Origin of the sequence: Pseudomonas fluorescens, assembly GCF_003732425.1 — a bacterium.
GTDB classification, from domain to species: Bacteria; Pseudomonadota; Gammaproteobacteria; order Pseudomonadales; family Pseudomonadaceae; genus Aquipseudomonas; species Aquipseudomonas fluorescens_BE.
The window spans coordinates 223,607-247,749 of record NZ_MOBX01000014.1 but is presented as its reverse complement, the minus strand read 5'-3'; the positions used below and the strand labels follow the sequence as shown (position 1 = coordinate 247,749).

At 59.6% G+C, this 24,143-nt stretch carries 24 protein-coding genes; 8 read left to right on the top strand and 16 right to left on the bottom strand.

What is annotated here, in order from left to right:
* Positions 1 to 12: 12 nt before the first annotated feature.
* A complete protein-coding gene (gene cysZ / locus BK670_RS18180; RefSeq protein WP_123451730.1) occupies positions 13 to 765 on the top strand; it encodes a sulfate transporter CysZ in 753 nt (250 codons plus the stop codon).
* A gap of 54 nt (positions 766 to 819) precedes the next feature.
* On the top strand, positions 820 to 2,019 hold the full coding sequence (locus BK670_RS18175) for a glycosyltransferase family 4 protein (protein WP_123451728.1): 1,200 nt from the start codon (positions 820 to 822) through the stop codon (positions 2,017 to 2,019).
* Positions 2,020 to 2,155: 136 nt separating this feature from the next.
* Here the strand turns inward: BK670_RS18175 and BK670_RS18170 are convergent, their stop codons facing one another.
* The 3 genes from BK670_RS18170 to BK670_RS18160 form a co-directional block, all read right to left on the bottom strand.
* Positions 2,156 to 3,259 (bottom strand): NADH:flavin oxidoreductase, encoded by a 1,104-nt coding sequence (locus BK670_RS18170; protein WP_123451726.1) that lies wholly within the window; start codon positions 3,257 to 3,259, stop codon positions 2,156 to 2,158.
* A 158-nt stretch (positions 3,260 to 3,417) separates the two neighbouring features.
* Positions 3,418 to 3,900: a glutathione peroxidase gene (locus tag BK670_RS18165; protein WP_123451724.1), complete on the bottom strand. Its 483-nt coding sequence runs from the start codon at positions 3,898 to 3,900 to the stop codon at positions 3,418 to 3,420.
* Between the two features lie 124 nt (positions 3,901 to 4,024).
* Positions 4,025 to 4,510: an FKBP-type peptidyl-prolyl cis-trans isomerase gene (locus BK670_RS18160; RefSeq protein ID WP_108591397.1), complete on the bottom strand. Its 486-nt coding sequence runs from the start codon at positions 4,508 to 4,510 to the stop codon at positions 4,025 to 4,027.
* Between BK670_RS18160 and BK670_RS18155 the strand changes: the two genes are divergently transcribed.
* Genes BK670_RS18155 through BK670_RS18145 form a run of 3 tightly spaced genes read left to right on the top strand, consistent with a single transcriptional unit; the run spans position 4,479 to position 7,868 of the window.
* A complete protein-coding gene (locus tag BK670_RS18155; protein WP_093436299.1) occupies positions 4,479 to 4,805 on the top strand; it encodes a DUF3565 domain-containing protein in 327 nt (108 codons plus the stop codon). The two genes, BK670_RS18160 and BK670_RS18155, sit on opposite strands and share 32 nt — an antisense overlap.
* A 60-nt stretch (positions 4,806 to 4,865) precedes the next feature.
* Positions 4,866 to 6,965 carry a phosphate acetyltransferase gene (gene pta, locus BK670_RS18150; protein ID WP_123451722.1) on the top strand — a complete coding sequence of 700 codons (2,100 nt, stop codon included), beginning with the start codon at positions 4,866 to 4,868 and terminating at the stop codon, positions 6,963 to 6,965.
* A complete protein-coding gene (locus BK670_RS18145; RefSeq protein WP_123451720.1) occupies positions 6,966 to 7,868 on the top strand; it encodes an acyltransferase in 903 nt (300 codons plus the stop codon).
* A 172-nt stretch (positions 7,869 to 8,040) separates the two neighbouring features.
* On the opposite strand, the gene cysN is transcribed toward BK670_RS18145, so the two are convergent.
* The 3 genes from cysN to BK670_RS18130 all read right to left on the bottom strand — a co-directional run bounded on the left by cysN (position 8,041) and on the right by BK670_RS18130 (position 11,871).
* Entirely contained in the window at positions 8,041 to 9,939 is a 1,899-nt protein-coding gene (cysN, locus tag BK670_RS18140; protein ID WP_123451718.1) for a sulfate adenylyltransferase subunit CysN, read from the bottom strand.
* Positions 9,940 to 9,948: 9 nt separating this feature from the next.
* Positions 9,949 to 10,866: a sulfate adenylyltransferase subunit CysD gene (gene cysD / locus BK670_RS18135; protein WP_007912374.1), complete on the bottom strand. Its 918-nt coding sequence runs from the start codon at positions 10,864 to 10,866 to the stop codon at positions 9,949 to 9,951.
* A gap of 246 nt (positions 10,867 to 11,112) precedes the next feature.
* A complete protein-coding gene (locus BK670_RS18130) occupies positions 11,113 to 11,871 on the bottom strand; it encodes a Nif3-like dinuclear metal center hexameric protein (RefSeq protein ID WP_123451715.1) in 759 nt (252 codons plus the stop codon).
* A 103-nt stretch (positions 11,872 to 11,974) separates the two neighbouring features.
* Between BK670_RS18130 and algW the strand changes: the two genes are divergently transcribed.
* From algW to BK670_RS18115, 3 genes are all read left to right on the top strand, one after another.
* Positions 11,975 to 13,132, top strand: a complete 1,158-nt coding sequence (gene algW, locus BK670_RS18125) for a Do family serine endopeptidase AlgW (protein ID WP_123451713.1) — start codon at positions 11,975 to 11,977, stop codon at positions 13,130 to 13,132.
* An 88-nt stretch (positions 13,133 to 13,220) separates the two neighbouring features.
* The gene (locus tag BK670_RS18120; protein ID WP_123451711.1) at positions 13,221 to 15,326 is read left to right on the top strand and encodes a TonB-dependent siderophore receptor; all 2,106 of its coding nucleotides are present in this window, start codon (positions 13,221 to 13,223) and stop codon (positions 15,324 to 15,326) included.
* Between the two features lie 12 nt (positions 15,327 to 15,338).
* On the top strand, positions 15,339 to 16,058 hold the full coding sequence (locus tag BK670_RS18115; RefSeq protein ID WP_123451709.1) for a DUF4198 domain-containing protein: 720 nt from the start codon (positions 15,339 to 15,341) through the stop codon (positions 16,056 to 16,058).
* Positions 16,059 to 16,126: 68 nt separating this feature from the next.
* On the opposite strand, the gene hisC is transcribed toward BK670_RS18115, so the two are convergent.
* The 10 genes from hisC to BK670_RS18065 form a co-directional block, all read right to left on the bottom strand.
* On the bottom strand, positions 16,127 to 17,179 hold the full coding sequence (hisC, locus tag BK670_RS18110; RefSeq protein WP_123451706.1) for a histidinol-phosphate transaminase: 1,053 nt from the start codon (positions 17,177 to 17,179) through the stop codon (positions 16,127 to 16,129).
* Between the two features lie 3 nt (positions 17,180 to 17,182).
* Positions 17,183 to 18,520, bottom strand: a complete 1,338-nt coding sequence (hisD, locus tag BK670_RS18105; RefSeq protein ID WP_123451704.1) for a histidinol dehydrogenase — start codon at positions 18,518 to 18,520, stop codon at positions 17,183 to 17,185.
* A gap of 125 nt (positions 18,521 to 18,645) precedes the next feature.
* The gene (gene hisG / locus BK670_RS18100) at positions 18,646 to 19,281 is read right to left on the bottom strand and encodes an ATP phosphoribosyltransferase (RefSeq protein WP_123451702.1); all 636 of its coding nucleotides are present in this window, start codon (positions 19,279 to 19,281) and stop codon (positions 18,646 to 18,648) included.
* A 127-nt stretch (positions 19,282 to 19,408) separates the two neighbouring features.
* Positions 19,409 to 20,674 carry a UDP-N-acetylglucosamine 1-carboxyvinyltransferase gene (gene murA, locus BK670_RS18095; protein ID WP_007912385.1) on the bottom strand — a complete coding sequence of 422 codons (1,266 nt, stop codon included), beginning with the start codon at positions 20,672 to 20,674 and terminating at the stop codon, positions 19,409 to 19,411.
* A 22-nt stretch (positions 20,675 to 20,696) separates the two neighbouring features.
* On the bottom strand, positions 20,697 to 20,936 hold the full coding sequence (locus BK670_RS18090; RefSeq protein ID WP_008070578.1) for a BolA family protein: 240 nt from the start codon (positions 20,934 to 20,936) through the stop codon (positions 20,697 to 20,699).
* Between the two features lie 115 nt (positions 20,937 to 21,051).
* Positions 21,052 to 21,357 (bottom strand): STAS domain-containing protein, encoded by a 306-nt coding sequence (locus BK670_RS18085; protein WP_123451700.1) that lies wholly within the window; start codon positions 21,355 to 21,357, stop codon positions 21,052 to 21,054.
* Positions 21,354 to 22,007 (bottom strand): MlaC/ttg2D family ABC transporter substrate-binding protein, encoded by a 654-nt coding sequence (locus tag BK670_RS18080; RefSeq protein WP_123451698.1) that lies wholly within the window; start codon positions 22,005 to 22,007, stop codon positions 21,354 to 21,356. Before BK670_RS18080 ends, BK670_RS18085 begins: the two co-directional genes overlap by 4 nt.
* A gap of 11 nt (positions 22,008 to 22,018) precedes the next feature.
* Positions 22,019 to 22,486 carry an outer membrane lipid asymmetry maintenance protein MlaD gene (gene mlaD / locus BK670_RS18075; protein WP_123451696.1) on the bottom strand — a complete coding sequence of 156 codons (468 nt, stop codon included), beginning with the start codon at positions 22,484 to 22,486 and terminating at the stop codon, positions 22,019 to 22,021.
* Complete coding sequence (gene mlaE / locus BK670_RS18070; protein WP_003221704.1) at positions 22,486 to 23,283, bottom strand: lipid asymmetry maintenance ABC transporter permease subunit MlaE; 798 nt, start codon at positions 23,281 to 23,283, stop codon at positions 22,486 to 22,488. The genes mlaD and mlaE overlap by 1 nt, the downstream gene beginning before the upstream one ends.
* Positions 23,283 to 24,092 carry an ATP-binding cassette domain-containing protein gene (locus BK670_RS18065; protein ID WP_123451694.1) on the bottom strand — a complete coding sequence of 270 codons (810 nt, stop codon included), beginning with the start codon at positions 24,090 to 24,092 and terminating at the stop codon, positions 23,283 to 23,285. Before BK670_RS18065 ends, mlaE begins: the two co-directional genes overlap by 1 nt.
* Positions 24,093 to 24,143 lie beyond the last annotated feature (51 nt).

Below are 24,143 nucleotides of genomic sequence, written 5' to 3'. Positions count from 1 at the left end.
TCGGAGCACCTTATGCCCGCCCCTGTTCTGTCCGGCCCGCAATACCTGCGCGAAGGCCTGAAACTGGTCCTCAGCCCAGGCTTGCGCCTGTTCGTGTTGTTGCCGCTGGCGATCAACCTGGTGCTGTTCGTCGGATTGATCTATCTGGCCGGCCACCAGTTCAGCCTGTGGGTCGATACGCTGATGCCGTCGCTGCCCGAATGGCTGAGCTTCCTCAGCTATATTCTTTGGCCTTTGTTCGTGGTGCTGGTGGCATTGATGGTGTTTTTCACCTTCACCATGCTGGCCAACGTGATCGCCGCGCCGTTCAACGGCTTCCTTGCCGAGAAAGTGGAAGTGGTGGTGCGCGGCACCGATGACTTCCCGGCGTTCAGCTGGGGCGAACTGATCGCGATGATCCCGCGCACCCTCGCCCGGGAAATGCGCAAACTCGGTTACTTCCTGCCACGGGCGATCGGCCTGTTCATCCTCTCATTCATCCCGGTGGTGAACATCATTGCCGCACCACTGTGGCTGCTGTTCGGCGTGTGGATGATGGCAATCCAGTACATCGACTACCCGGCGGACAACCACAAACTGGGCTGGAACGAGATGCTCGCCTGGCTGCGGCAGAAGCGCTGGCAGAGCATGAGCTTTGGCGGAATCGTTTATCTGGTGCTGCTGATTCCAGTGGTCAACATCCTGATGATGCCGGCCGCTGTCGCCGGAGCGACGTTGTTCTGGGTGCGTGAGCGTGGTGCCGAAAACCTCGTGACTCAGCGCTGAGCCACTGACCGACAGCGCGTCACAAATCCATCATCCGAACGTCACAAGCACGACATGGCCTCAGTCGACACTGAGGTCATGACGACAGCTCTACATATCACTCTGATCAGCGAAACCTTCCCACCGGAAATCAACGGGGTGGCCAATACTCTTGGCCGCTTGTGCGATGGCTTGCGCGCGCGTGGCCACCAAGTGGAACTGGTGCGCCCGCGTCAGGCCGGTGATCCACAGCGCAGTGAAGATGACGCGTTGCTGTTGTGTCGCGGCTGGCCACTGCCGGGGTATCCGGGGCTGCAATGGGGTCAGTCGTCGATGCACAAGCTGCTGCGACGCTGGAAACGTCAGCGTCCGGACGTGCTGTACATCGCCACGGAAGGGCCGCTCGGTTTGTCGGCGTTACGGGCGGCGCGGCGTTTGGGGATTTCGGTGGTCAGCGGGTTTCACACCAACTTTCAGCAATACACCAGTCAGTATGGCCTCGGTCTGTTGACGCGAATGCTCACGCATTATCTGCGCTGGTTTCACAATCGCTCGGCGATGACGTTGGTACCGAGCGTCAGCCAGCGGCTGGAACTGGAGCGGCGGCATTTCGAGCGCTTGGCGCTGTTGTCGCGTGGCGTGGACAGCCAATTGTTTCACCCGAGCAAACGGCTGAATGCCTTGCGTGAGCAATGGGGCCTGTCCGAGCAGGACATTGCGGTGATTCACGTAGGACGCCTCGCGCCGGAGAAGAACCTTGGCCTGCTCAAGCGCTGCTTCGAAAAACTGCGGGACACTTATCCACAACGCAATCTGAAATTGGTCGTCGTCGGTGACGGGCCGCAGCGGCTGGCGCTGGAAAAGGATGTGCCCGAGGCGATTTTCTGCGGCGCGCAGCGCGGCGAAGCGTTGGCGGCGCATTACGCCTCTGGCGACGTATTTTTGTTTCCCAGCCTGACCGAGACTTTCGGCAACGTAGTGCTGGAAGCGTTGGCCTCCGGGTTGGGTGTGGTGGCTTACGATCAGGCAGCGGCGGCGCAACATATTCGCCACGGTTACAACGGCGTATTGGCGATGCCCGGAGATGAAGAGGCGTTTTGCGATGCCGCTGCATGGTTACTGGAAGAGGATGAGCGGCTGCGCTGTGTGCGCCTGAATGCGCGGCAGCATGCGAGTCGCCAGGGTTGGCCGGCGGTTATCGAGCAGTTTGAAAAGCATTTGCGCGGGGCTTGTGTGGGGGAGCAGGTTGTCCCGAATGCGCAGACATTGCCTTGAATCTTTGCTGACCTTAGAACTGCTTTCGCGAGCAGGCTCGCTCCCACAGGGGATCCTCGGTGAACACACATTTTGTGAACAGCAGAGAAACCTGTGGGAGCGAGCCTGCTCGCGAAGGGGCCAGTGAAAGCGCCGCTTAAACCAGCGTCATCAACGCCTCACGGCTGAACGGCAAAATATCCTGTTCACGCCCTTCACGAACTTTCTGCGCCCAGTCCGGATCGACCAGCAACGCACGCCCCACCGCCACCAGATCGAACTCCTCTTTGTTCAGTCGCTCCAGCAGGTTCTCCAGACTGGCCGGTTGCGCGACTTTGTCGGTGTTGACCATGAATTGCAGGAACTCGCCATCCAGACCCACGCTGCCGACAGTGATGGTCGGTTTGCCAGTCAGTTTGCGCGTCCAGCCGGCCAGGTTCAGTTCGGAACCGTCGAACTCAGGCTCCCAGAAGCGCCGCGTCGAGCAGTGGAAAATATCCACGCCAGCGTCGGACAGCGGCTGGAGGAATTCACCCAGGGCTTCCGGGGTTTGCACCAGACGCGCGGTGTAATCCTGCTGCTTCCACTGCGAGAATCGGAAGATGATCGGGAAGCCTTCACCGACCGCCGCACGCACCGCCTGAATCAGTTCGATGGCGAAACGCGAACGGTTGGCCAGGCTGCCACCGTATTCGTCGGAGCGCTGGTTGCTGCCTTCCCAGAAGAACTGGTCGATCAGGTAACCGTGGGCGCCGTGGATTTCGACGCCGTCCATGCCGATGTTTTGTGCATCCTTGGCCGCTTGGGCGAACGCAGCGATCACATCCTGGATGTCTTGTTTAGTCATGCCGTGCACTACGACCTGACCGTCCTTGAGTTTTTCCGACGGGCCGTAACCCGGCACACTGGCATCCGGCTCGGTGCCGATGCGGCGCACGCTGCCGACGTGCCACAGTTGCGGAACAATCTTGCCACCTTCGGCGTGAACCGCATCAACGACTTTCTTCCAACCGGCCAATGGCGCGTCACCGAAGAACTGCGGCACGTTCGGATAGCCGTTGGAGGCTATGTGGCCAACGGTGGTGCCTTCGGTGATGATCAGGCCAACACCGGCAGCCGCGCGACGACGGTAGTACTCGATGACTTTCGAATTAGGCACGCCGCCTGGAGAAAACGAGCGAGTCATCGGCGCCATGACCACGCGGGTCGGCAGTTCGAGGGCACCGAGTTGGAACGGTTTGAACAAGGCTTGAACGGGCATCGAAAGGCTCCACGAAAACGTTGTCGACAGGGCATAAAACCATATGACGGCGATAATATGCGTGAAGACGTTGCCGCGATAGCATTATTGATCTGAATGATTAAGGGTCAAAAGGCAGGCAAAAAAAATCGCCGCCCGAAGGCGACGATTTTTGTGTTTCAGCCCAGCGCTTTTTCAATCGCATGAACAATGGTCGGATCATCTGGCGCCGTGCGCGGCGAGAACCGGGCCAGCACCCGGCCGTCCTTGCCGAGCAGAAACTTCTCGAAGTTCCAGGTGATGTCACCGGGAAACTCGGCGCCCTCGCCTGCCAGCAGACGATAGAGCTGGTGACGATCATGACCGTTGACTTCAAGCTTGCTCGACAACGGAAACGTCACGCCATAGTTGAGGCTGCAGAAATCCTTGATCTCTTGTTCGGTACCTGGCTCCTGACCGGCAAACTGGTTGCACGGCAGGCCCAGCACGCTGAAGCCTTTGCCTTTGAATTGCTGATGGAGGTTTTCCAGCGCCGCATACTGTGGCGTCAAGCCGCATTTGGAGGCGACGTTGACCACCAGCACGACTTGGCCCTTGAACGGTGCCAGCGGTAGCTCCTGACCATCCAGGGCTGTCAACTTAAGGTCGTGAAAAGCACTCATGACGAACTCCAAGATTCCCGTGTTCTACTCGAAACAGCCACTTGGCGAGATCACCAAGGACAGCCGCGGACTAAAAAGGCGCCCGCAGGCGCCTCTCCAGTAACTCGAAGCTTAGCGCAGAAAATCAGTGGTGATGGCCACCTTCGCCATGGACGTGGCCATGAGCGACTTCTTCCTGGCTGGCGTCACGGATAGCAACGATCTTCACTTTGAAGTTCAGGCGCTGACCAGCCAGTGGGTGGTTGCCATCAACGGTAACGTCGTCGCCGTCGAGGTCACGGATGGTGACGATTTGCATCTGGCCGTCCGGCGCCGAAGCGTGGAACTGCATGCCGACTTCCAGCTCGTCAACGCCTTCGAACATGCTGCGGCTCAGGGTGCTGACCAGCTCAGCGGCGTATTCACCGTAAGCGTCTTCCGGCTCAACGGACACTTCCAGCTCGTCACCAACAGCTTTGCCTTCCAGAGCTTTTTCCAGGCCCGGGATGATGTTGCCTGCGCCTTGCAGGTAGACCAGCGGAGCGCCGCCGGCGGAGCTGTCGATGACCTCACCAGCGTCGTTGGTCAGGGTATAGTCGATGGAGACAGCCTTATTGGCGGCGATCAGCATGGGGCGAGACCTTTTGCATAAGAATATAGAAAGGCCAAGTTTAGCGAAGCAATCGCGCGAAAGCGAACACAACCCGGACAAACGGGTTTCGACGATCGCAGGCTTTCATCAGGACGAGGACGGTCACTGGGTCGTCGAGCTTTCCTGCGGCCACACCCAGCACCTGCGCCATCAGCCGCCCTGGCAATCGCGCGCCTGGGTGCTGGACCCGGCGCAACGTATTGAAAAAATAGGCCAACCCTTTGCCTGCGGTTGGTGCGCACAAGGCTCGGTTAGCGATAACCTTGGCGACTGAATTTCGGTAGGTCTTCAACTATAGGCGACCGCCATTGCCATGCAACTTTAGAGAATTCGCATGCAAACTTTTTTTATCGCGCCCACCGATTTTGGTGTGGGTCTGACCTCCATCAGCCTCGGGCTGGTGCGTACGCTTGAGCGAGCCGGCCTCAAAGTCGGCTTCTTCAAACCGATTGCCCAGCCGCACCCGGGCGACACCGGCCCTGAGCGCTCGACTGAACTGGTAGCGCGCACTCACGGCCTGAAACCGCCGCAACCACTGGGCCTGGCCCACGTTGAGCGGATGCTTGGCGACGGTCAGCTCGATGAACTGCTCGAAGAAATCATCACTCTCTATCAACAAGCCGCCATCGGCAAAGACGTGCTGGTTGTCGAAGGCATGGTGCCGACCCGCAGCGCCAGTTACGCCGCGCGGGTCAACCTGCACTTGGCCAAAAGTCTGGATGCCGAGGTGATTCTGGTCTCGGCGCCGGAAAACGAAGTCCTCGCCGAACTCTCCGGCCGGGTCGAATTGCAGGCGCAATTGTTCGGTGGCCCGAAAGACCCGAAAGTCCTCGGGGTGATCCTCAACAAGGTCAAGACCGACGAGAGCATGGACGCCTTCGCCGCGCGCCTGAAGGAACATTCGCCGTTGCTGCGCAGCGGTGATTTCCGCCTGCTCGGCTGCATTCCCTATCAGCCGGAACTCAACGCGCCGCGTACCCGCGACGTCGCCGACCTGATGGGCGCACAAGTGCTCAACGCCGGTGATTACGAAACCCGGCGCATGACCAAAATCATTATCTGCGCGCGGACCATGCGCAACACCGTCGAGCTGCTCAAGCCCGGCGTGTTGGTGGTAACGCCGGGTGATCGCGACGACATTATCCTCGCCGTCAGCCTCGCGGCGATCAACGGCGTGCCGCTGGCGGGCCTGTTGCTGACCAGCGACACCCTGCCCGATCCGCGCATCATGGACTTGTGCCGTGGCGCGTTGCAGGCCGGTTTACCGGTGTTGTCGGTGAGCACGGGTTCCTACGACACCGCCAACCTGCTCAACGGTCTGAACAAGGAAATCCCGATCGACGACCGCGAACGTGCGGAGATCATCACTGACTTCGTCGCCAGCCATCTCGACGCCAAATGGCTGCACCAGCGCTGCGGCACGCCACGGGAAATGCGCCTGTCGCCGGCAGTGTTCCGCTATCAGTTGATTCAGCGTGCGCAAGCGGCGAACAAGCGCATCGTTCTGCCCGAAGGCAGCGAGCCGTTTACCGTGCAAGCGGCGGCGATCTGTCAGGAACGCGGGATCGCCCGTTGCGTGTTACTGGCCAAACCGGAAGACGTCGAAGCCGTCGCCCGCGCCCAAGGCATCGTGTTGCCGCCGGGCCTGGAGATTCTTGATCCGGACCTGATCCGCGAGCGCTACGTCGAACCGATGGTCGCCCTGCGCAAGACTAAAAGCCTCAACGCGCCGATGGCCGAGCAGCAACTGGAAGACACCGTGGTGATCGGCACCATGATGCTCGCCCTGGATGAAGTCGACGGCCTGGTCTCGGGCGTGATCAACACCACCGCTAACACCATCCGCCCGGCGCTGCAACTGATTAAAACCGCACCGGGCTGCACGCTGGTGTCGTCGGTGTTCTTCATGCTCTTCCCGGAAGAAGTGCTGGTTTACGGCGACTGCGTGATGAACCCGCACCCAAGCGCCACCGAGCTGGCCGAGATTGCTCTGCAAAGCGCCGACTCGGCCGCGGCATTCGGCATCACTCCGCGCGTGGCCATGATCAGTTACTCCAGCGGCGAGTCGGCCACCGGCGAAGAAGTCGAGAAAGTGCGCGAGGCCACCCTGCTCGCTCACGAACAACAGCATTCGCTGCTGATCGACGGCCCGCTGCAATACGACGCCGCCGCCAATGCTGACGTCGCCCGACAACTGGCGCCGAACAGTCAGGTGGCCGGCCGTGCCACGGTGTTCGTCTTCCCCGACCTGAACACCGGCAACACCACGCACAAAGCCGTACAACGCAGCGCCGACTGCGTCAGCCTCGGTCCGATGCTGCAGGGCCTGCGCAAACCGGTGAACGATTTGCCGCGCGGCGCGCAGGTCGATGACATCGTCTACACCATCGCCCTCACCGCGATTCAAGCCGCCAACCGACCTATGGATGTGTAAATGCTGGATTTTCTACCTGCACCGTTGCGCGGTGTGATCGCCTCGCTGCTGTTGGCACTCAATACGATTCTGCTGTGCTCGTTTCTGTTCTGCGTGGCACTGATCAAAGTGCTGCCGTTCGACCTCGCCCGGCGCGCCTCGCTGTGGCTGATGAGCCATACCCACGAAGCGTGGATCAGCAACAACAAGGGCTGGATGAATCTGGTGCGGCGCACCCGCTGGCACATCAGTGGTCTGCAAGGCCTCGACTATCAGCACTCGTATCTGATCACCAGCAACCACCAGAGTTGGGTGGATATTCTGGTGCTGCAATACGTGCTCAACCGCCGTATTCAGCCGCTGAAATTCTTCCTCAAGCAGGAGCTGATCTGGGTCCCGGTGATTGGTCTGGCATGGTGGGCCTTGGGCTTTCCGTTCATGAAGCGTTACTCCAAGGCTTATCTGCAAAAGCATCCGGAAAAGAAAGGCAAAGACCTGGAAACCACGCGCAAGACCTGTGCGAAGTTTCGTGATAACCCGGTGGGGATTTTCAACTTCGTCGAGGGCACGCGCTTTACCGAAGGCAAGCATGCGCAGCAGCAGTCGCCGTTCAAATATTTGCTCAAGCCCAAGGCTGGCGGGATTGCGTTTGTACTGGATGCAATGGGCGAGCAGCTGGAGTCGATCGTCAACGTGACGATTCACTACCCGGCCGGCCGTCCAGGGTTCTGGGATTTGCTCTGCGGCAATGTGCGCGATGTGGTGGTGCACTTTGAAGAGCTGAAGATTCCTCAGCAATTCATTGGCAAGAACTACGATCAGGACGGCGAGTATCGCCTGCAGTTTCAGGGCTGGATCAACCAGCTGTGGCTCGATAAGGATGCGTTGCTCGAACAGATGCACCGCCAATACCCAAAGAATTAAAGAGCAAAAGATCGCAGCCTTCGGCAGCTCCTACATTAGATCGGCGTACACCCCTGTAGGAGCTGCCGAAGGTTGCGATCTTTTGACATTCTCAAAGCGACAAAAAAGCCCGCCGATGATCACTCATCGACGGGCTTTTTCTTGCAGCTAGAAGCTTGCAGCTGCTTCTGTCTTAGATCGCGCCACGCTTGCGCAGCAGATCCAGCACTTGCTTGACGCTTTCTTCCAGGCTCAGCGTCTGCGTGTCGATCACCAGATCGGCATTCAGCGGCACGTCGTACGGGAAGGATTCGCCCGGGATGTTGTCGCCAGCGGCGGCGTACAGACCTTGCGGATCACGCTCGGCGCACACGGCCGGCGAGGCCTGTACGTAGACCGTCAACAGACGATCCTTGCCGATCAGGTCTTTTGCCTGCTCGCGACCTTCAGCGCTTGGGGCGACGAACGCAGCCAGGGTCAACAGACCGGCTTCGTTAAACTGACGCGCCACGTGCGCGGCACGACGCCAGTTCTCGGTACGCCCGGCGCGATCCTGTGGCAGACCTTTGTTGAGGTCGTGACGCAGGTTCTGACCGTCCAGCACAAACACCGCACGGCCCATGTCGAACAGCTTGCGCTCGACCGCATAAGCCAGCGTGCTCTTGCCCGCGCCGGACAGACCGCTGAACAGCACGGTCGCCGGTTGCTGGCCGAAACGCTGAGCACGTTCTTCAGTGGCCACGTGCGCCAGTTTGCCGTGATGCGTGGCAGTGCCATGGGTCACTGGCTGCGCGACGATCATGCCGGCGCCAACGGTGCCGTTGGTCAAACGGTCGATGACGATGAACGCGCCGGTGGTGCGGTTGCTTTCGTAACCGTCGAGGGCAATCGGCGCGTCGAGCGCGATCTTCACCTTGCCGATTTCGTTGAGCTGCAACGCGCTCGCCGGACCTTCTTCAAGGGTGTTCACGTCGACCTTGTTGACGATGCTGGCAATCGAGCCCGGCACGTAACTGGTGGCGCGTTTGATGTCGTATTTCTTGCCCGGCAGCATCGGCTCTTCAGCCATCCACACCAGCATCGCTTCGAAACTGTCGGTGACTGGCGGCACATTGTCGGCATGCACCAAAAGGTCGCCACGGGAGATGTCGATTTCGTCTTCCATGGTCAGCGTTACAGCCTGACCTGGACCGGCGTGTTCCAGTTCACCTTCGAAGGTGACGATGGATTTCACGCGGCTGCTCTTGCCCGACGGCAACACCACGACTTCGTCGCCCTTGTGCACGATGCCGCTGGCCAGCGTGCCGGCGAAACCACGGAAGTTCAGGTTCGGACGGTTGACGTACTGCACCGGGAAACGCAGATCGGTGAAGTTGCGATCGCCCGCGACTTCCACGGTCTCGAGAATTTCCATCAGCGACTGGCCGGTGTACCAAGGCGAGCGCTCGGACTTGTTCACCACGTTGTCGCCCTTGAGGGCAGACATCGGCACGAAGTGCATGCTGGTCGGCTTCATTTTCAAGCCTTCGGCGAACTTCAGGTAGTCAGCCTTGATCGACTCGAACACGCCTTCATCGAAGTCCTTCAGGTCCATCTTGTTGATGGCGACAACGATGTGTTTGATCCCCAGCAAGGACGCGATGAAGCTGTGGCGACGAGTCTGGGTCTGCACACCGTAACGGGCGTCGACGAGGATGATCGCCAGGTCACAGGTGGACGCACCGGTGGCCATGTTGCGGGTGTACTGCTCATGGCCGGGGGTGTCGGCAATGATGAATTTGCGTTTGGCGGTGGAGAAATAGCGGTAGGCGACATCGATGGTGATGCCTTGCTCACGCTCGGCCTGCAGGCCGTCGACCAGCAATGCCAGGTCGATGTCGTCACCGGTGGTGCCGACTTTCTTCGAGTCGCGGGTGATCGCTTCGAGGTGATCTTCGTAGATCATCTTCGAGTCGTGCAGCAGGCGCCCGATCAGGGTGCTCTTGCCGTCATCGACGTTACCGCAAGTCAAAAAGCGCAGCAGTTCTTTACGTTCGTGCTGGCCCAGGTAGGCGAGGATGTCCTCGCTGATCAAATCAGAAACATGCGACATGACAGCCCCTTAGAAATAGCCTTGACGTTTTTTGTCTTCCATCGAGCCGGCGCCATCGTGGTCGATGACACGGCCCTGGCGCTCGGAAGTTCGCGTCAGGAGCATTTCCTGAATGATGTCCGTAAGGCTTTCGGCCTCGGACTCCACCGCGCCCGTCAACGGGTAGCAGCCAAGGGTACGGAAACGCACTTTCTTTTTGACGATGCGTGCCTTGTCCTCATCGGACAGGTGCTCGAGGATGCGCTCGTCGTCGATCATGATCAGCGTGCCGTTCTTCTCGATCACTTCGCGTTCGGCGGCGAAGTACAGCGGCACAATCGGGATGCCTTCGAGATAGATGTACTGCCAGATGTCCAGCTCGGTCCAGTTCGACAGAGGGAATACGCGGATGGATTCGCCCTTGTTGACCTTGCCGTTGTAGACGTTCCACAACTCCGGACGCTGGTTTTTCGGATCCCAGCGGTGCTTGCTGTCGCGGAACGAGTACACGCGCTCTTTGGCACGGGATTTCTCTTCATCGCGACGTGCGCCGCCGAACGCTGCGTCGAAACCATGTTTGTCGAGTGCCTGTTTCAGGCCTTCGGTTTTCATGATGTCGGTATGCTTGGCGCTGCCGTGGGTGAACGGGTTGATGTTCTGCGCCACGCCATCGGGATTGATGTGGGTGATCAGGTCCAGGCCCAGTTCTTCGACCATCTTGTCGCGGAACTTGTACATCTCCTGGAATTTCCAGCGGGTGTCGACGTGCATCACCGGAAACGGCAGTTTGCCCGGGAAGAACGCCTTGCGTGCCAGGTGCAGCATCACGGCGGAGTCTTTACCGATGGAGTACAGCATCACCGGGTTATCGAACTCGGCTGCCACCTCGCGGATGATGTGGATGCTTTCCGCCTCCAGCTGTTTCAGATGCGTCAGTTTGTCGACCATGGCTACTCACGAAAGCTTTCTTATGAACGGCCAGCGGGCCGTGTTCGAGCGGGGAATCCTAGCACAGCGACCTTCTTCTAATCAGGACGCAAGCTAGAACGAAAGGGCATATGAATATGCCCACTCGTTTGGGCGCCGCCCCCTGTAGGAGCTGCCGAAGGCTGCGATCTTTTGATCTGGTCTTTTAAAAAACAAGATCAAAAGATCGCAGCCTTCGGCAGCTCCTACACAGGGAACGGCGTGAAGTCAGATGGGGTTGGGACAGTCGATGAAGATGTGTTCGACGGCAAAGCGTTTTGCCAGGTAGTCGCCCAGTGCCTGCACGCCGTAGCGTTCAGTGGCGTGGTGGCCGGCGGCGATGAAGCTGATGTCGTTCTCGCGGGCGCTGTGGAAAGTCTGCTCGGACGCTTCACCGCTCAGGTACAGATCGACACCCGCCGCGACGGCCTGATCGATATAGCCCTGACCGCCACCGGTGCACCAGCCAACCCGACGAATCATCGGGCTGCCCTCGATCAACAGCGGTTCACGGCCCATGACTTCCTGCACCTTGCGGGCAAAATCGCGCGCGGTCATCGGCTCGCTCAACGAACCGACCAGACCGACGATCTTCAGATTGTCCGGATCCAGCGGCCCCTCAACGGTGATATCCAGTTGGCGAGCAAGCTGCACGTTATTGCCAACATCAGCATGCAGATCCAGCGGCAAGTGGTAAGCGAGCAGACTGATGTCGTGCTTGAGCAACGTCTTCAGGCGCCGCTGCTTCATGCCGGTGATGCACGGGTTCTCGCCCTTCCAGAAGTAACCGTGGTGCACCAGCACCAGATCCGCCTCAGCTTCGACGGCGGCATCCAGCAAGGCCTGACTGGCGGTGACGCCGCTGACGATGCGCATCACTTGCGGCCGGCCTTCGACCTGCAGGCCGTTGGGGCAATAATCAGAAATTTTTGCACTGCTGAGGTAACGGTCGGCTTCTTCGACGAGGGTGCTGAGGGCAACGGCCATGAAAGACTCCTAAATATCCCGTTCAGAGGCACGCGCGGCCTCGTATAATGCGCGACATTATGGGCGGTCTGACCCCGCCTGCAACTTTTCCAGGACGTGCTTAATGCTCAAGGCGCTGCGTTTTTTCGGCTGGCCGTTGTTGGCCGGTGTGCTTATCGCTCTGTTGATTATTCAGCGTTACCCGCAGTGGGTCGGGCTTCCGAGCCTCGACGTCAACCTGCAACAGGCTCCGCAAACCACTAGCGTGCAGCAGGGGCCGGTGTCCTATGCCGACGCGGTGACCATTGCCGCACCTTCGGTGGTCAACCTCTACACCACCAAAGTCATCAACAAACCGGCGCATCCGCTGTTTGAGGATCCACAGTTCCGGCGCTTCTTCGGTGACAACTCGCCGAAACAGAAGCGCATGGAATCGAGCCTCGGTTCCGGCGTGATCATGAGCCCGGAAGGCTACATTCTGACCAACAACCACGTGACCAGTGGCGCGGATCAGATTGTGGTCGCCCTGAAGGATGGCCGCGAAACCCTCGCCCGCGTCATCGGCAGCGACCCGGAAACCGACCTCGCGGTGTTGAAAATCGATCTGAAAACCCTGCCGGCCATCACGGTCGGCCGCTCCGACAACATTCGCATCGGCGACGTCGCGCTAGCCATCGGCAACCCGTTCGGCGTCGGCCAGACCGTGACCATGGGCATCATCAGCGCCACCGGGCGTAATCAGTTGGGCCTGAACAACTACGAAGACTTTATCCAGACCGACGCGGCGATCAACCCGGGCAACTCCGGCGGTGCGCTGGTCGACGCCAACGGCAACCTGACCGGCATCAACACGGCGATCTTCTCCAAGTCCGGCGGCTCGCAAGGTATCGGCTTTGCAATTCCGGTGAAGCTGGCAACGGAAGTGATGAAGTCGATCATCGAGCACGGTCAGGTGATTCGCGGCTGGCTCGGCATTGAAGTGCAGCCGCTGACCCAGGAACTGGCCGAGTCGTTCGGCTTGTCCGGGCGTCCGGGGATTGTCGTCGCGGGGATCTTCCGCGATGGCCCGGCGCAGAAGGCCGGCCTGCAACTGGGTGACGTGATTTTGAGCATCGATGGCGAACCGGCCGGTGATGGTCGCAAGTCGATGAACCAGGTCGCGCGGATCAAACCGACTGACAAAGTGACGATTCAGGTGATGCGCAACGGTAAAGAGCTGAAGCTCACGGCTGAAATCGGCCTGCGCCCGCCACCGGCGCCAGTGCAGGAAAAACAAGAGTAAGACTTTTTCCGCGCCAACTGCGCGGATAAAAGACATTCTCAACAGGCATGTTATATTGTTTCAATTCTGACAATTGGAACAACATAACATGTCGTCTCGAACAAAGGCCTCCCTGCTCGGCCTGAGCCTGGGTTTGCTGGTCGAACCAGCGTTCGCCGAAGAACCCAAACCCCTCGAACTCGACGCCATCAGCGTCATCTCCGACTACGAGTCCCCCACCGGCCCGGTCAAAGGCTACCGCGCCACGCGTTCATCCAGCGCGACCAAAACCGACACGGCGATCCGCGATATCCCGCAAGCGATCAGCGTAGTGCCTGCCAGCGTGCTCAAGGATCTGGGCAGCACCAGCGTCGAGCGCGCGCTGGATTTCGCCGGCGGCGTATCCAAGCAAAACAACTTCGGCGGCCTGACGCTTTACGAATACAGCGTGCGCGGCTTCACCACATCGGAGTTCTACAAGGACGGCTTCAGTGCCAATCGCGGCTATCCGAGCACGCCGGACGCGGCGAATATCGAGCGCATCGAAGTGCTCAAAGGCCCGGCTGCCAGCCTCTACGGTCGCGGCGATCCCGGCGGCACGGTAAACATCGTCACCAAAAAGCCCCAGCCCGAAGCCTTTACCACCCTGCAAACCAGCGCCGGCAGCTGGGATCGCTATCGCACCGCGCTGGACATCAACACACCGCTGGATGAGCAGGGCAACGTGCTGTCGCGGATCAACCTCGCGGTCGAGGACAACCACAGCTTCCGCGATCACGTCGACAGCCAGCGCGTGTTTGTCGCACCCTCAATCAGTTGGCAATTGAACCCGGACACGTCGCTGCTGGTGGAAAGCGAAATCGTCCGTCACAGCTCCACCTTCGATCGCGGCATCGTCGCCCCGAACAATAAATGGAGCGGTGTTTCCCGCTCGACCTTCCTCGGCGAACCCAACGACGGCAACATCGATAACCACAACAACCTGCTTCAGGCCACGCTGGAACATCACCTCAATGAAAGCTGGAAGCTGCGCCTGGCCAGTCACTACAAGGAAGGCAAACTCTGGGGCGACGCCTCCGAATCCCGCCCGTTGAACGCCGATGGCCACACCGTCAACCGCCGCTATCGCGAGCGTGACACCCATTGGCACGACAGCATTACCCAACTGGAACTGCGCGGCCTGTTCGACCTCGGCCCGTGGCAACACGAACTGCTGATCGGCACCGAGTACGAAAACTTCCGCAAGAACGAGCGCGTCACCACCATCGCCGGCGGCCCTTACACCACCGACATCTACAAGCCGATCTACGGCCAGCCGAAACCCAACGGTGCACGCTCGGGCACTGACACTTTCGAACACGTCGAAAGCCAAGCATTGAACCTGCAGGACCAGATTATCTTCACCGACAAACTGCGCGGGATGATCGGCGCGCGTTTTGAGCATTTCGATCAGCACATCGACGATCACAGCCGCAATGCCACCAGCAATCAACGTCATGACGCGCTCACCCAGCGGGTCGGCCTGCTCTACCAACTGACGCCCCAAACGGGTGTGTTCGCCAACGCCTCGACCTCGTTCAAACCGAACAACGGCCTCGACGCCGCCGGCAAATCCTTCGATCCGGAGGAAGGCGTCGGTTACGAAGTCGGGATCAAGAACGAGCTGTTCGACGAGCGCCTGAGCAGCACCCTCGCCTTCTTCCACATCGACAAGGAAAACGTCCTCGCCCTCGACCCGGGCACCGACACCAGCCGCGCAATGGGCAAGGCACGCAGTCGCGGTTTCGATCTGCAAGTCAGCGGGCAAGTGACTGACGCCGTGCGAGTGATCGGCGCCTTCGCTTACATCGATGCCGAAGTCACCAAAGGCGACGCGGTGATTCCCACCGGCAGCCGCATCCTTGGCGTGGCCAAACGCAGCGGCAGTCTGCTCGGGGTTTATGAATTTCAGGATGGCCATTTGCGCGGCTCGGACGTCGGCGCGGCGTTCACTTATGTCGGCGATCGCTCGGGAGAATCCGGCAGCGACTTCGAATTGCCGGCGTATCACACCGTCGACCTGCTCGCGCATTACAAGGCCAGCGACAATGTCACCGTCGGCCTGAACCTGAACAACCTCTTCGACGAGAAGTATTACGAGCGCTCTTACAGCAACTACTGGGTCAATCCCGGTGAGCCGCGCAATTTCACCGTCAGCCTGACACTCAACCTGTAAAAGGACGTCACCATGCAATACGGCAAATCCCTTGTGCTTATCGCCGCGCTGTTCGCAGGCGAAGTCTCGGCTCATGGCCTGTGGACAGAACAGCGTCGCGGCCACATCGAAGTGGTCTACGGTCATGGCGCTGAGGACAATGCGTTCAAGGCGCAGAAGATCAGCGGCGCCTGGGCATATGACGCGGGCGGCAAGATGATTCCGGTCACCGTCGAGCGCCTGGCCGATCACGCACGACTGAAACCACTGAAGGCCCCCGCAGTGATGGCGGTAGCGCTGAACAATGGCATGTGGTCGCAGACGGCTGACAAGAAGTGGATCAACGAAGGTCGCAGCAAAGTCCCGGGCGCGGTTGAAGCGACGGAGACGTTCAAGTACAGCCTGGCGATTTATCAGCCGGGGGCGAAGTTGCCCAAGCTGGATCAGATCAAGTTGCTGATCGTGCCTGAGGTCGATCCGTTGACCGTTGGGCCGGGCAAGTCACTGCCAGTGCGGGTGTTGCTTGATGGCAAACCGGCGGCTGGGGTGAAGTTGATTGGCGACTATCGCAGCGCGCCGAACACACTGAGTACTGAGACCGACAAGGATGGCCGCGCGCAGGTGTTGGTGAGGAATGAGGGGTTGAACGTGATTGCGGCGCAGGTTGAGGTGCCGGTGAAGGGCAGCGCGGATGTGGATAGTCGTGGGTTGTTTACCTCACTGACATTCCTTGGCGAGCCGCATCACGAATAAACATCACAAGCTAATGTGGGAGCGAGCCTTCTTCGCGAGCAGGCTCGCTCCCACAGGTTCAGCGCCGTTTAGAGATCGCCAAGCCCATCGATCAGCGCCTGATTCTGCTCCGGCGTGCCAATCGAAATCCGCAGGAACTGCGCAATCCGCTCCTGCTTGAAGTGCCGCACAATCACGCCCTGCTCACGCAGCTTGGCCGCCAGCCCGGCCGCGTCATGCTGCGGATGCCGAGCGAAAATGAAGTTCGCCGCCGACGGCAGCACTTCAAAACCCTTGGCCTGCAACTGCGCAATCACCCACTCACGACTCTCGATCACCAAACGGCAGGTCTTGTCGAAATATTCGCGATCTTCGAACGCCGCTGCCGCACCGACAATTGCCAGTCGATCCAGTGGATAAGAGTTGAAGCTGTTCTTGATCCGCTCCAGCGCCTCGATCAGGTCCGGATGCCCGACCGCCAGACCCACGCGCAGCCCGGCCAGCGAACGCGACTTGGACAGGGTCTGCGTCACCAGCAGGTTCGGATAACGATCCACCAGACTGATTGCGGTTTCGCCGCCGAAGTCGATATACGCCTCGTCCACCACGACCACCGAATCCGGGCTGGCCTTGAGGATTTGCTCGACCGCGTCCAGCGCCAGCAGGCAACCGGTGGGTGCGTTCGGGTTCGGGAAAATGATCCCGCCATTCGGCTTGGCGTAGTCAGCCGGGTTGATCTGGAACTGCGCGTCCAGCGGCACCGCGTCGAACTGAATGCCATACAAACCGCAATACACCGGATAGAAGCTGTAGCTGATATCCGGGAACAGCAATGGCTGATCGTGCTGCAACAAACCGTGGAAGATGTGAGCAAGCACTTCGTCCGAACCGTTGCCGAGGAACACCTGATTGCTCTGCACGCCGTAATACTGGGCGACAGCGGTTTTCAGCAGGTCGCTGTTCGGGTCCGGGTACAGACGCAGGTTGTCATTCAGTTCGACCTGCATCGCTGCCAAGGCTTTTGGCGAGGGGCCGTACGGGTTTTCATTAGTATTGAGCTTGACCAGTTTGGTCAGCTTCGGCTGTTCGCCCGGCACATAAGGCACCAGATCTTTAACGAACGGGCTCCAGAATTTGCTCATCGCTCAGTTCCCCTGCCCTTGTAGAAAGTCTTCGTCTTTGATGCGGTATTCAGCGCTGCGCGCGTGAGCGCTCAACGATTCGCCACGGGCCAGCACCGATGCCGTTTTACCCAGCTCGGAAGCACCCGCCTCGGAGCAGAAGATGATCGACGAACGCTTCTGGAAGTCGTACACGCCCAGCGGCGAAGAAAACCGCGCGGTGCCGGAGGTCGGCAGCACGTGGTTCGGGCCAGCGCAGTAATCGCCCAACGCTTCGGAGGTGTGACGGCCCATGAAGATCGCGCCGGCGTGGCGGATCTGCGGCAGCCAGGCTTGCGGATCGGCGACCGACAATTCCAGGTGCTCAGGGGCAATGCGATTGGCGACTTCGATGGCTTGGGCCATGTCCTTCACGTGAATCAACGCACCACGACCATTGATCGAGGTTTCGATGATGGTGGCGCGGTCCATGGTCGGCAGTAGCTTGTCGATGCTCGCAGCGACCTTGTCGAGGAACTCGGCGTCCGGGCTGACCAGAATCGCCTGGGCGTCTTCGTCGTGCTCGGCTTGCGAGAACAGGTCCATGGCGATCCAGTCCGGATCGGTCTGGCCGTCGCACACCACAAGGATTTCCGAAGGGCCGGCGATCATGTCGATGCCGACCTGACCGAACACGTGACGCTTGGCGGTAGCCACATAGATGTTGCCCGGGCCAACCACTTTGTCGACCTGCGGCACGCTTTCGGTGCCGTAAGCCAGCGCCGCTACCGCTTGCGCACCGCCGATGGTGAACACGCGGTCGACGCCAGCGATGCACGCGGCCGCCAGCACCAGCTCGTTGATTTCACCGCGCGGGGTTGGCACGACCATGACCACTTCGGTCACGCCCGCCACTTTGGCCGGAATCGCGTTCATCAGTACCGACGACGGGTACGACGCCTTGCCACCCGGCACGTACAGGCCTGCGCGATCCAGCGGCGTGACCTTCTGGCCGAGCACGGTGCCGTCGGCTTCGGTGTAGCTCCAGGAATCCTGTTTCTGTTTTTCGTGGTAGCTGCGGACACGGGCCGCCGCTTTCTCCAACGCTTCGCGCTGTTCGACAGTGATACGGGTCAGGGCCAGTTCCAGGCGCTCGCGCGGCAGGATCAGGTCGGCCATCGAGGCCACTTCGAGGCCGTCGAACTTCTGGGTGAACTCGACCAGCGCTGCGTCACCGCGCTCGCGCACTGCCTTGATGATGTCCAGCACGCGCTGATTGACCGAGTCGTCAGACACACTTTCCCAGCTCAGCAGATGATCCAGATGATGCGCGAAATCCGGGTCAGCAGCGTTGAGTCGGCGAATTGCAGTCGGTGCGGTCATAGCGAGAGCCTCATAGGAATGGCAAAAACTCAGGCGCCCTAACTTAGCAGTCGTTTCCGCTTGGGCACCTGAGATTCTGGCTATGAGGCGGATAGACGGGCGCGACTCAGCGTCGCGCAGGTGAATCAGCCGCGGTGTCGCGATTCCACTGCGTTGCGCAGGGTATCGATCAACGCCTGGATTCGGGCGTGTTGCATTTTCATCGAAGCTTTATTGACCACCAGGCGCGAGCTGATCGTGGCGATCAGTTCCTGAGGTTCCAGACCATTGGCGCGCAGGGTGTTGCCGGTGTCGACCACGTCAATGATCTTGTCGGCCAGGCCAATCAGCGGTGCCAGCTCCATCGAACCGTAAAGTTTGATGATGTCGACCTGACGGCCCTGCTCGGCGTAATAACGCTTGGCAACGTTGACGAACTTGGTCGCCACGCGCAGACGGCCTTTCGGCTCAGGCGCGCCAATCTTGCCGGCGGTCATCAATTTGCACTGGGCGATTTGCAGGTCCAGTGGCTCGTAGAGACCCTGGCCGCTGTATTCCATCAACACGTCTTTGCCGGCAACGCCGAGGTCGGCCGCGCCATGCTCGACATAAGTCGGCACATCGGTGGCGCGCACGATCAGCAGACGAACGTCGTCCTGAGTCGTGGGAATGATCAGCTTGCGGCTCTTGTCCGGATTCTCGGTCGGCACGATGCCTGCTTCGGCAAGAAGCGGCAGGGTGTCGTCAAGGATGCGGCCCTTGGACAGTGCGATGGTCAACATGGGAAACGTCAGTCCTTATCAAGGTACTCATGTCCGGTCGCAATCGGCGCCGGACACACATCGAGCCGGAAACCGGCTCGACTCAAAACGAATTCAACGGACACGTCCCTGTGTCCCAATGCAGCGATCAGCCCGGAACGCGACGGATCTTGGCGCCCAGCATCTGCAGTTTTTCTTCGATGCACTCGTAACCACGGTCGATGTGGTAGATGCGGTCGATCAGCGTATCGCCTTCGGCAACCAGTGCCGAGATCACCAGACTGGCCGAAGCACGCAGGTCGGTCGCCATCACAGGCGCGCCCTTGAGGACTTCAGTACCGGTGACGATGGCGGTGTTGCCTTCGACCTGGATCTTGGCGCCCATGCGGTGCAGTTCGTACACGTGCATGAAACGGTTTTCGAAGATCGTCTCGATCACGGCACCGGTGCCTTCGGCAATGGCGTTGAGCGAGATGAACTGCGCCTGCATGTCAGTCGGGAAAGCCGGGTACGGCGCAGTGCGCACGTTGACTGCTTTCGGACGCTTGCCGTGCATGTTCAGCTCGATCCAGTCTTCACCGCAGGTGATCTCTGCGCCGGCTTCACGGAGTTTTTCCAGAACGGCTTCAAGGATGGTCGGATCGGTATCCTTGACCTTGACACGGCCGCCGGTCACGGCAGCAGCGACCAGGTAGGTGCCGGTTTCGATACGGTCAGGCATGACCTTGTAGAAAGCCGAACCCAGACGCTCGACGCCATCGATGGTGATGGTGTCGGTACCGGCGCCGGAAACCTTGGCGCCCATGGCGTTGAGGAAGTTCGCCAGGTCAACCACTTCAGGCTCACGGGCGGCGTTCTGCAACACGCTGCGGCCCTTGGCCAGAGCAGCGGCCATCATGATGTTCTCGGTACCGGTCACGCTGACGGTATCGAAGAAGAAGTGCGCACCGCGCAGGCCGCCTTCCGGCGCCTTGGCCTTGATGTAGCCGCCTTCGACGTCGATGACCGCGCCCATGGCTTCGAGGCCACGGATGTGCAGGTCGACCGGACGCGAACCGATGGCGCAACCGCCAGGCAGTGCGACTTCGGCCTCACCGAAACGGGCAACCATCGGGCCCAGTACCAGAATCGACGCACGCATGGTTTTCACCAGTTCGTACGGCGCGATCAGGGTCTTGATGGTGCGCGGGTCGATTTCGACACTGAGTTTTTCGTCGATCACCGGCTCGATGCCCATGCGACCGAACAGCTCGATCATGGTGGTGATGTCGTGCAGGTGCGGCAGGTTGCCAACGGTCACCGGGCCATCGCACAGCAGCGTGGCAGCCAGGATCGGCAGGGCAGAGTTCTTTGCCCCGGAAATGCGGATCTCGCCATCAAGACGAGCGCCACCGGTAATAATCAATTTATCCATAAGAATCTCGACGCCCTAGGGCTCAGGTGCGCTCGGCCCAGGCCGCGCTGCTGAAAAATTTCATAGTGACCGCGTGGATGCTGCCATCAGCAATCCATGGGTTCAAATGGGCATAGATGCTCTGCTGACGCTTGACCGGGCTCAACGCCGCCAGTTCATCGCTAATCACGTTCAGCTGAAAGTTGCAGCCTTCGCCCTCAACTTCTACCTGAATTCCTGGCAGCTTCCCTTCAAGGAAGCTCTTCACTTCTACGGCCTGCATGCTCAACCTCAATCGGCGCCCTGTGCGCACGGGTCGGACATCATACAAAAAAGCCCCGCGCCTGCGAACCCCGCAACGCAGGACTCTGACGGGGGGCTTCTTTATAGATGCGGGTTCAGGGTTGCGCCAACAGTTCGGTCAGTTCACTGACCTGAGCGATTTCGCGCATGTCTTCGGGCATCGCGCGGATGCTGACAGCCTTGCCGGCCGCATTCGCATCGCGCATGAAGCACAGCAGCAACGACAAGCCGACGCTGCTGGACTTCTTCACCGCCGAACAGTCGATCACCAGCGAGGACGCCTTGCTCGATTTGATCAGCGCCTGGCCTTCCTTGCGCAGGTCGGCGCCGGTGCGGTAATCCAGCACTCCGCTGAGCAAAAGCTCGTCGACATCACTCATACGAACTGCGGCCTCACTCATTGCGCTGGCTTCACGGCAGCTTTGTCGGTTTCCTGCTTGGCCTTGGCCACTTCACCGGCCCAACCATTGATGGTTTTGTCCAGGTCGTTGCCATTGCGCTGCATCGCGTCAGCGAACTGATCGCGGAACAACTTGCCGATGTTGATGCCGTTGATGATCACGTTGCGCAGTTTCCATTCGCCGCTGATCTTCTCCAGCGTGTACTGCACAGGATAGATCGCGCCGCTGCTGCCCTTGACAGTCATGTTGACGCTGGTGCGGTCGCCCGACTCGTCTTTTGCAGGATCAACGGTAATGCCCTGGTTGTTGTACTCGAGCAGAGCGTTGCCGTAGAACTGGAACAGGCCACGTTTGAAGTTTTCCTGAAAGCGCTGCATCTGCTCAGGCGTGGCCTTGCGCGAATACTTGACCGTCATGATGCTTTTGGAAATGCCTTCGGCATCCACCACCGGACCGACGATGGTATTCAACGCCGTGTAGAAATCCTGCGGATCCTGCTTGTACTTCTCTTTGTTGGCCGACAGATCGGCAAGCATCCGGTTGGTAGTGTCCTGAACCAGATCATGCGCGGATTGCCCGGGCGCAGCGTTAGCCATCAGAGGCAAGGCTGCGAGCAACACCAACAGGCCACGTCGCAAGGTAGAGATCATTCAAAAGCTCCTCATTTGGCGTCTTTGCTAACGGTATTGAGCAGGAATTTACCGATCAGGTCTTCCAGTACCAGTGACGACTGCGTGTCGTGAATGGTTCCGCCATCCTTCAGAGGGGTCTCTTCCCCGCCGACACTGATACCGATGTACTTCTCGCCCAGCAGACCAGCGGTCAGGATAGACGCTGTGGAGTCGGTCGGCAGGTTGTCGACCTTTTTATCCACTTGCAGGGTGACCCGACCGGTGAAGCTGTCGCGATCCAGATCGATCGCCGTGACCTTGCCGATGGTCACACCGGCCATGGTCACTTTGGCTCTGACCGTCAAACCGGCGATATTGTCAAAGTAGGCATACAGTTTATAGGTGTCGGTGGTCGACGTCGGAGACAGGCCACTGACCCGCAAAGCAAGCAGTAACAAAGCCAGGATCCCTGCCAGCAGGAACAGGCCGACACCGATTTCCAGGGTGCGGTTTTGCATCAGAAATCTCCAAACATCAAAGCGGTCAGAATAAAGTCCAGACCGAGTACTGCCAGCGAGGCAAACACCACGGTCTTGGTGGTGGCACGGCTGATCCCCTCGGAAGTGGGTTCACAGTCATAGCCTTGAAATACGGCAATCCAGGTCACTACAAAGGCGAAAACAATACTTTTGATCACGCCATTGAGTACGTCACTGGTGAAATTCACGCTGTTCTGCATGTTCGCCCAATAAGAGCCTTCATACACACCCAGCCAGTCGACAGCCACCCACGAACCGCCCCAGATGCCCACCACGCTGAAAATCATCGCCAGCACCGGCAAGGAAATGAAGCCGGCCCACAGGCGTGGGGCAATGATGTACTTGAGCGGATCGACACCGATCATTTCCAGGCTGGAAAGCTGCTCGGTGGACTTCATGTTGCCGATCTCGGCGGTCAGTGCCGAACCGGCACGACCGGCAAACAACAGTGCCGTCACCACCGGGCCAAGCTCACGCAACAGGGTCAGCGCAACCATCTGCCCCACCGCCTGTTCGGAACCGTAACTCGACAGAATGCTGAAGCCCTGCAGCGCCAGCACCATGCCGATGAAGATCCCGGAAACGACGATGATCACCAGCGACATCACGCCGACCGAATGCAACTGTTTGACCAGCAGACCGAAACCGCCACTGATCCCGCCACGCCCCAGCAGGGCATGAAACAGGAACAGCGTCGCACGACCGAACACCGCGACGGCATCGATCGCCGCCTCGCCGAACCGGCGCACGCGTTCTATTAATGAAATTCTGCGCATCAGCGCTTCCCCAGAAGATCTGCGCGGTAATCCGTCGCTGGAAAATGGTACGGCACCGGGCCATCGGGATCGCCGGTCATGAACTGACGGATACGAGGCTCGTCCGAGTTCATCAACTCGTCCGGCGTACCCTGCCCCAGCACCTGACCGTCACCGACGACATAGATGTAGTCGGCGATGCTCGCGGTTTCGGCCAGATCGTGAGACACCACGATACTGGTGATCCCCAGTGCATCGTTGAGCAGGCGGATCAGACGGACCAGCACGCCCATCGCGATCGGGTCCTGCCCGACGAACGGTTCGTCGTACATGAGGATCTGCGGATCGAGCGCAATCGCCCGCGCCAGTGCGACGCGGCGCTTCATGCCGCCGGACAGTTCATCCGGCATCAAGTCGATGGCGCCGCGCAGACCGACCGCCTGCAATTTGAGCAGGACGATGTCGCGGATCATTTCTTCCGGCAAATTGGTATGAACACGCAGGGGGAAAGCCACGTTCTCGAACACATCGAGATCGGTGAACAGCGCGCCGCTTTGAAACAGCACACCCATGTGCTTTCGCGCATCGAACAGATCGCTGCGCGAAAGCGCAGGCAGGTTCTGGCCGTTGACCCAGACTTCGCCGCTGGCAGGGCGCAATTGTGCGCCCATCAATCGCAGCAGCGTGGTCTTGCCACACCCGGAAGGCCCCATGATGCCGGTGACCTTGCCGCGCGGTATGCGAATATCGACGTTATTGAAAATGCTGCGCGCACCGCGCTTGAAGGAGACTCCCTTCAGCTCGACCGCGTAGGCGTTATCGGCACTCATCTAAACTCCTTGCGATGCAGCCTCTCACTCGGACGCCTGTCTTTACTTAAA

Coding starts and splice junctions, on each gene's coding strand:
- cysZ (WP_123451730.1), top strand. CDS start 13: ATGCCCGCCCCTGTTCTGTCCGGCCCGCAATACCTGCGCGAAGGCCTG.
- BK670_RS18175 (WP_123451728.1), top strand. CDS start 820: ATGGCCTCAGTCGACACTGAGGTCATGACGACAGCTCTACATATCACT.
- BK670_RS18170 (WP_123451726.1), bottom strand. CDS start 3,259: ATGCCCGTTCAAGCCTTGTTCAAACCGTTCCAACTCGGTGCCCTCGAA.
- BK670_RS18165 (WP_123451724.1), bottom strand. CDS start 3,900: ATGAGTGCTTTTCACGACCTTAAGTTGACAGCCCTGGATGGTCAGGAG.
- BK670_RS18155 (WP_093436299.1), top strand. CDS start 4,479: ATGGAGACAGCCTTATTGGCGGCGATCAGCATGGGGCGAGACCTTTTG.
- BK670_RS18160 (WP_108591397.1), bottom strand. CDS start 4,510: ATGCTGATCGCCGCCAATAAGGCTGTCTCCATCGACTATACCCTGACC.
- pta (WP_123451722.1), top strand. CDS start 4,866: ATGCAAACTTTTTTTATCGCGCCCACCGATTTTGGTGTGGGTCTGACC.
- BK670_RS18145 (WP_123451720.1), top strand. CDS start 6,966: ATGCTGGATTTTCTACCTGCACCGTTGCGCGGTGTGATCGCCTCGCTG.
- cysN (WP_123451718.1), bottom strand. CDS start 9,939: ATGTCGCATGTTTCTGATTTGATCAGCGAGGACATCCTCGCCTACCTG.
- cysD (WP_007912374.1), bottom strand. CDS start 10,866: ATGGTCGACAAACTGACGCATCTGAAACAGCTGGAGGCGGAAAGCATC.
- BK670_RS18130 (WP_123451715.1), bottom strand. CDS start 11,871: ATGGCCGTTGCCCTCAGCACCCTCGTCGAAGAAGCCGACCGTTACCTC.
- algW (WP_123451713.1), top strand. CDS start 11,975: ATGCTCAAGGCGCTGCGTTTTTTCGGCTGGCCGTTGTTGGCCGGTGTG.
- BK670_RS18120 (WP_123451711.1), top strand. CDS start 13,221: ATGTCGTCTCGAACAAAGGCCTCCCTGCTCGGCCTGAGCCTGGGTTTG.
- BK670_RS18115 (WP_123451709.1), top strand. CDS start 15,339: ATGCAATACGGCAAATCCCTTGTGCTTATCGCCGCGCTGTTCGCAGGC.
- hisC (WP_123451706.1), bottom strand. CDS start 17,179: ATGAGCAAATTCTGGAGCCCGTTCGTTAAAGATCTGGTGCCTTATGTG.
- hisD (WP_123451704.1), bottom strand. CDS start 18,520: ATGACCGCACCGACTGCAATTCGCCGACTCAACGCTGCTGACCCGGAT.
- hisG (WP_123451702.1), bottom strand. CDS start 19,281: ATGTTGACCATCGCACTGTCCAAGGGCCGCATCCTTGACGACACCCTG.
- murA (WP_007912385.1), bottom strand. CDS start 20,674: ATGGATAAATTGATTATTACCGGTGGCGCTCGTCTTGATGGCGAGATC.
- BK670_RS18090 (WP_008070578.1), bottom strand. CDS start 20,936: ATGCAGGCCGTAGAAGTGAAGAGCTTCCTTGAAGGGAAGCTGCCAGGA.
- BK670_RS18085 (WP_123451700.1), bottom strand. CDS start 21,357: ATGAGTGAGGCCGCAGTTCGTATGAGTGATGTCGACGAGCTTTTGCTC.
- BK670_RS18080 (WP_123451698.1), bottom strand. CDS start 22,007: ATGATCTCTACCTTGCGACGTGGCCTGTTGGTGTTGCTCGCAGCCTTG.
- mlaD (WP_123451696.1), bottom strand. CDS start 22,486: ATGCAAAACCGCACCCTGGAAATCGGTGTCGGCCTGTTCCTGCTGGCA.
- mlaE (WP_003221704.1), bottom strand. CDS start 23,283: ATGCGCAGAATTTCATTAATAGAACGCGTGCGCCGGTTCGGCGAGGCG.
- BK670_RS18065 (WP_123451694.1), bottom strand. CDS start 24,092: ATGAGTGCCGATAACGCCTACGCGGTCGAGCTGAAGGGAGTCTCCTTC.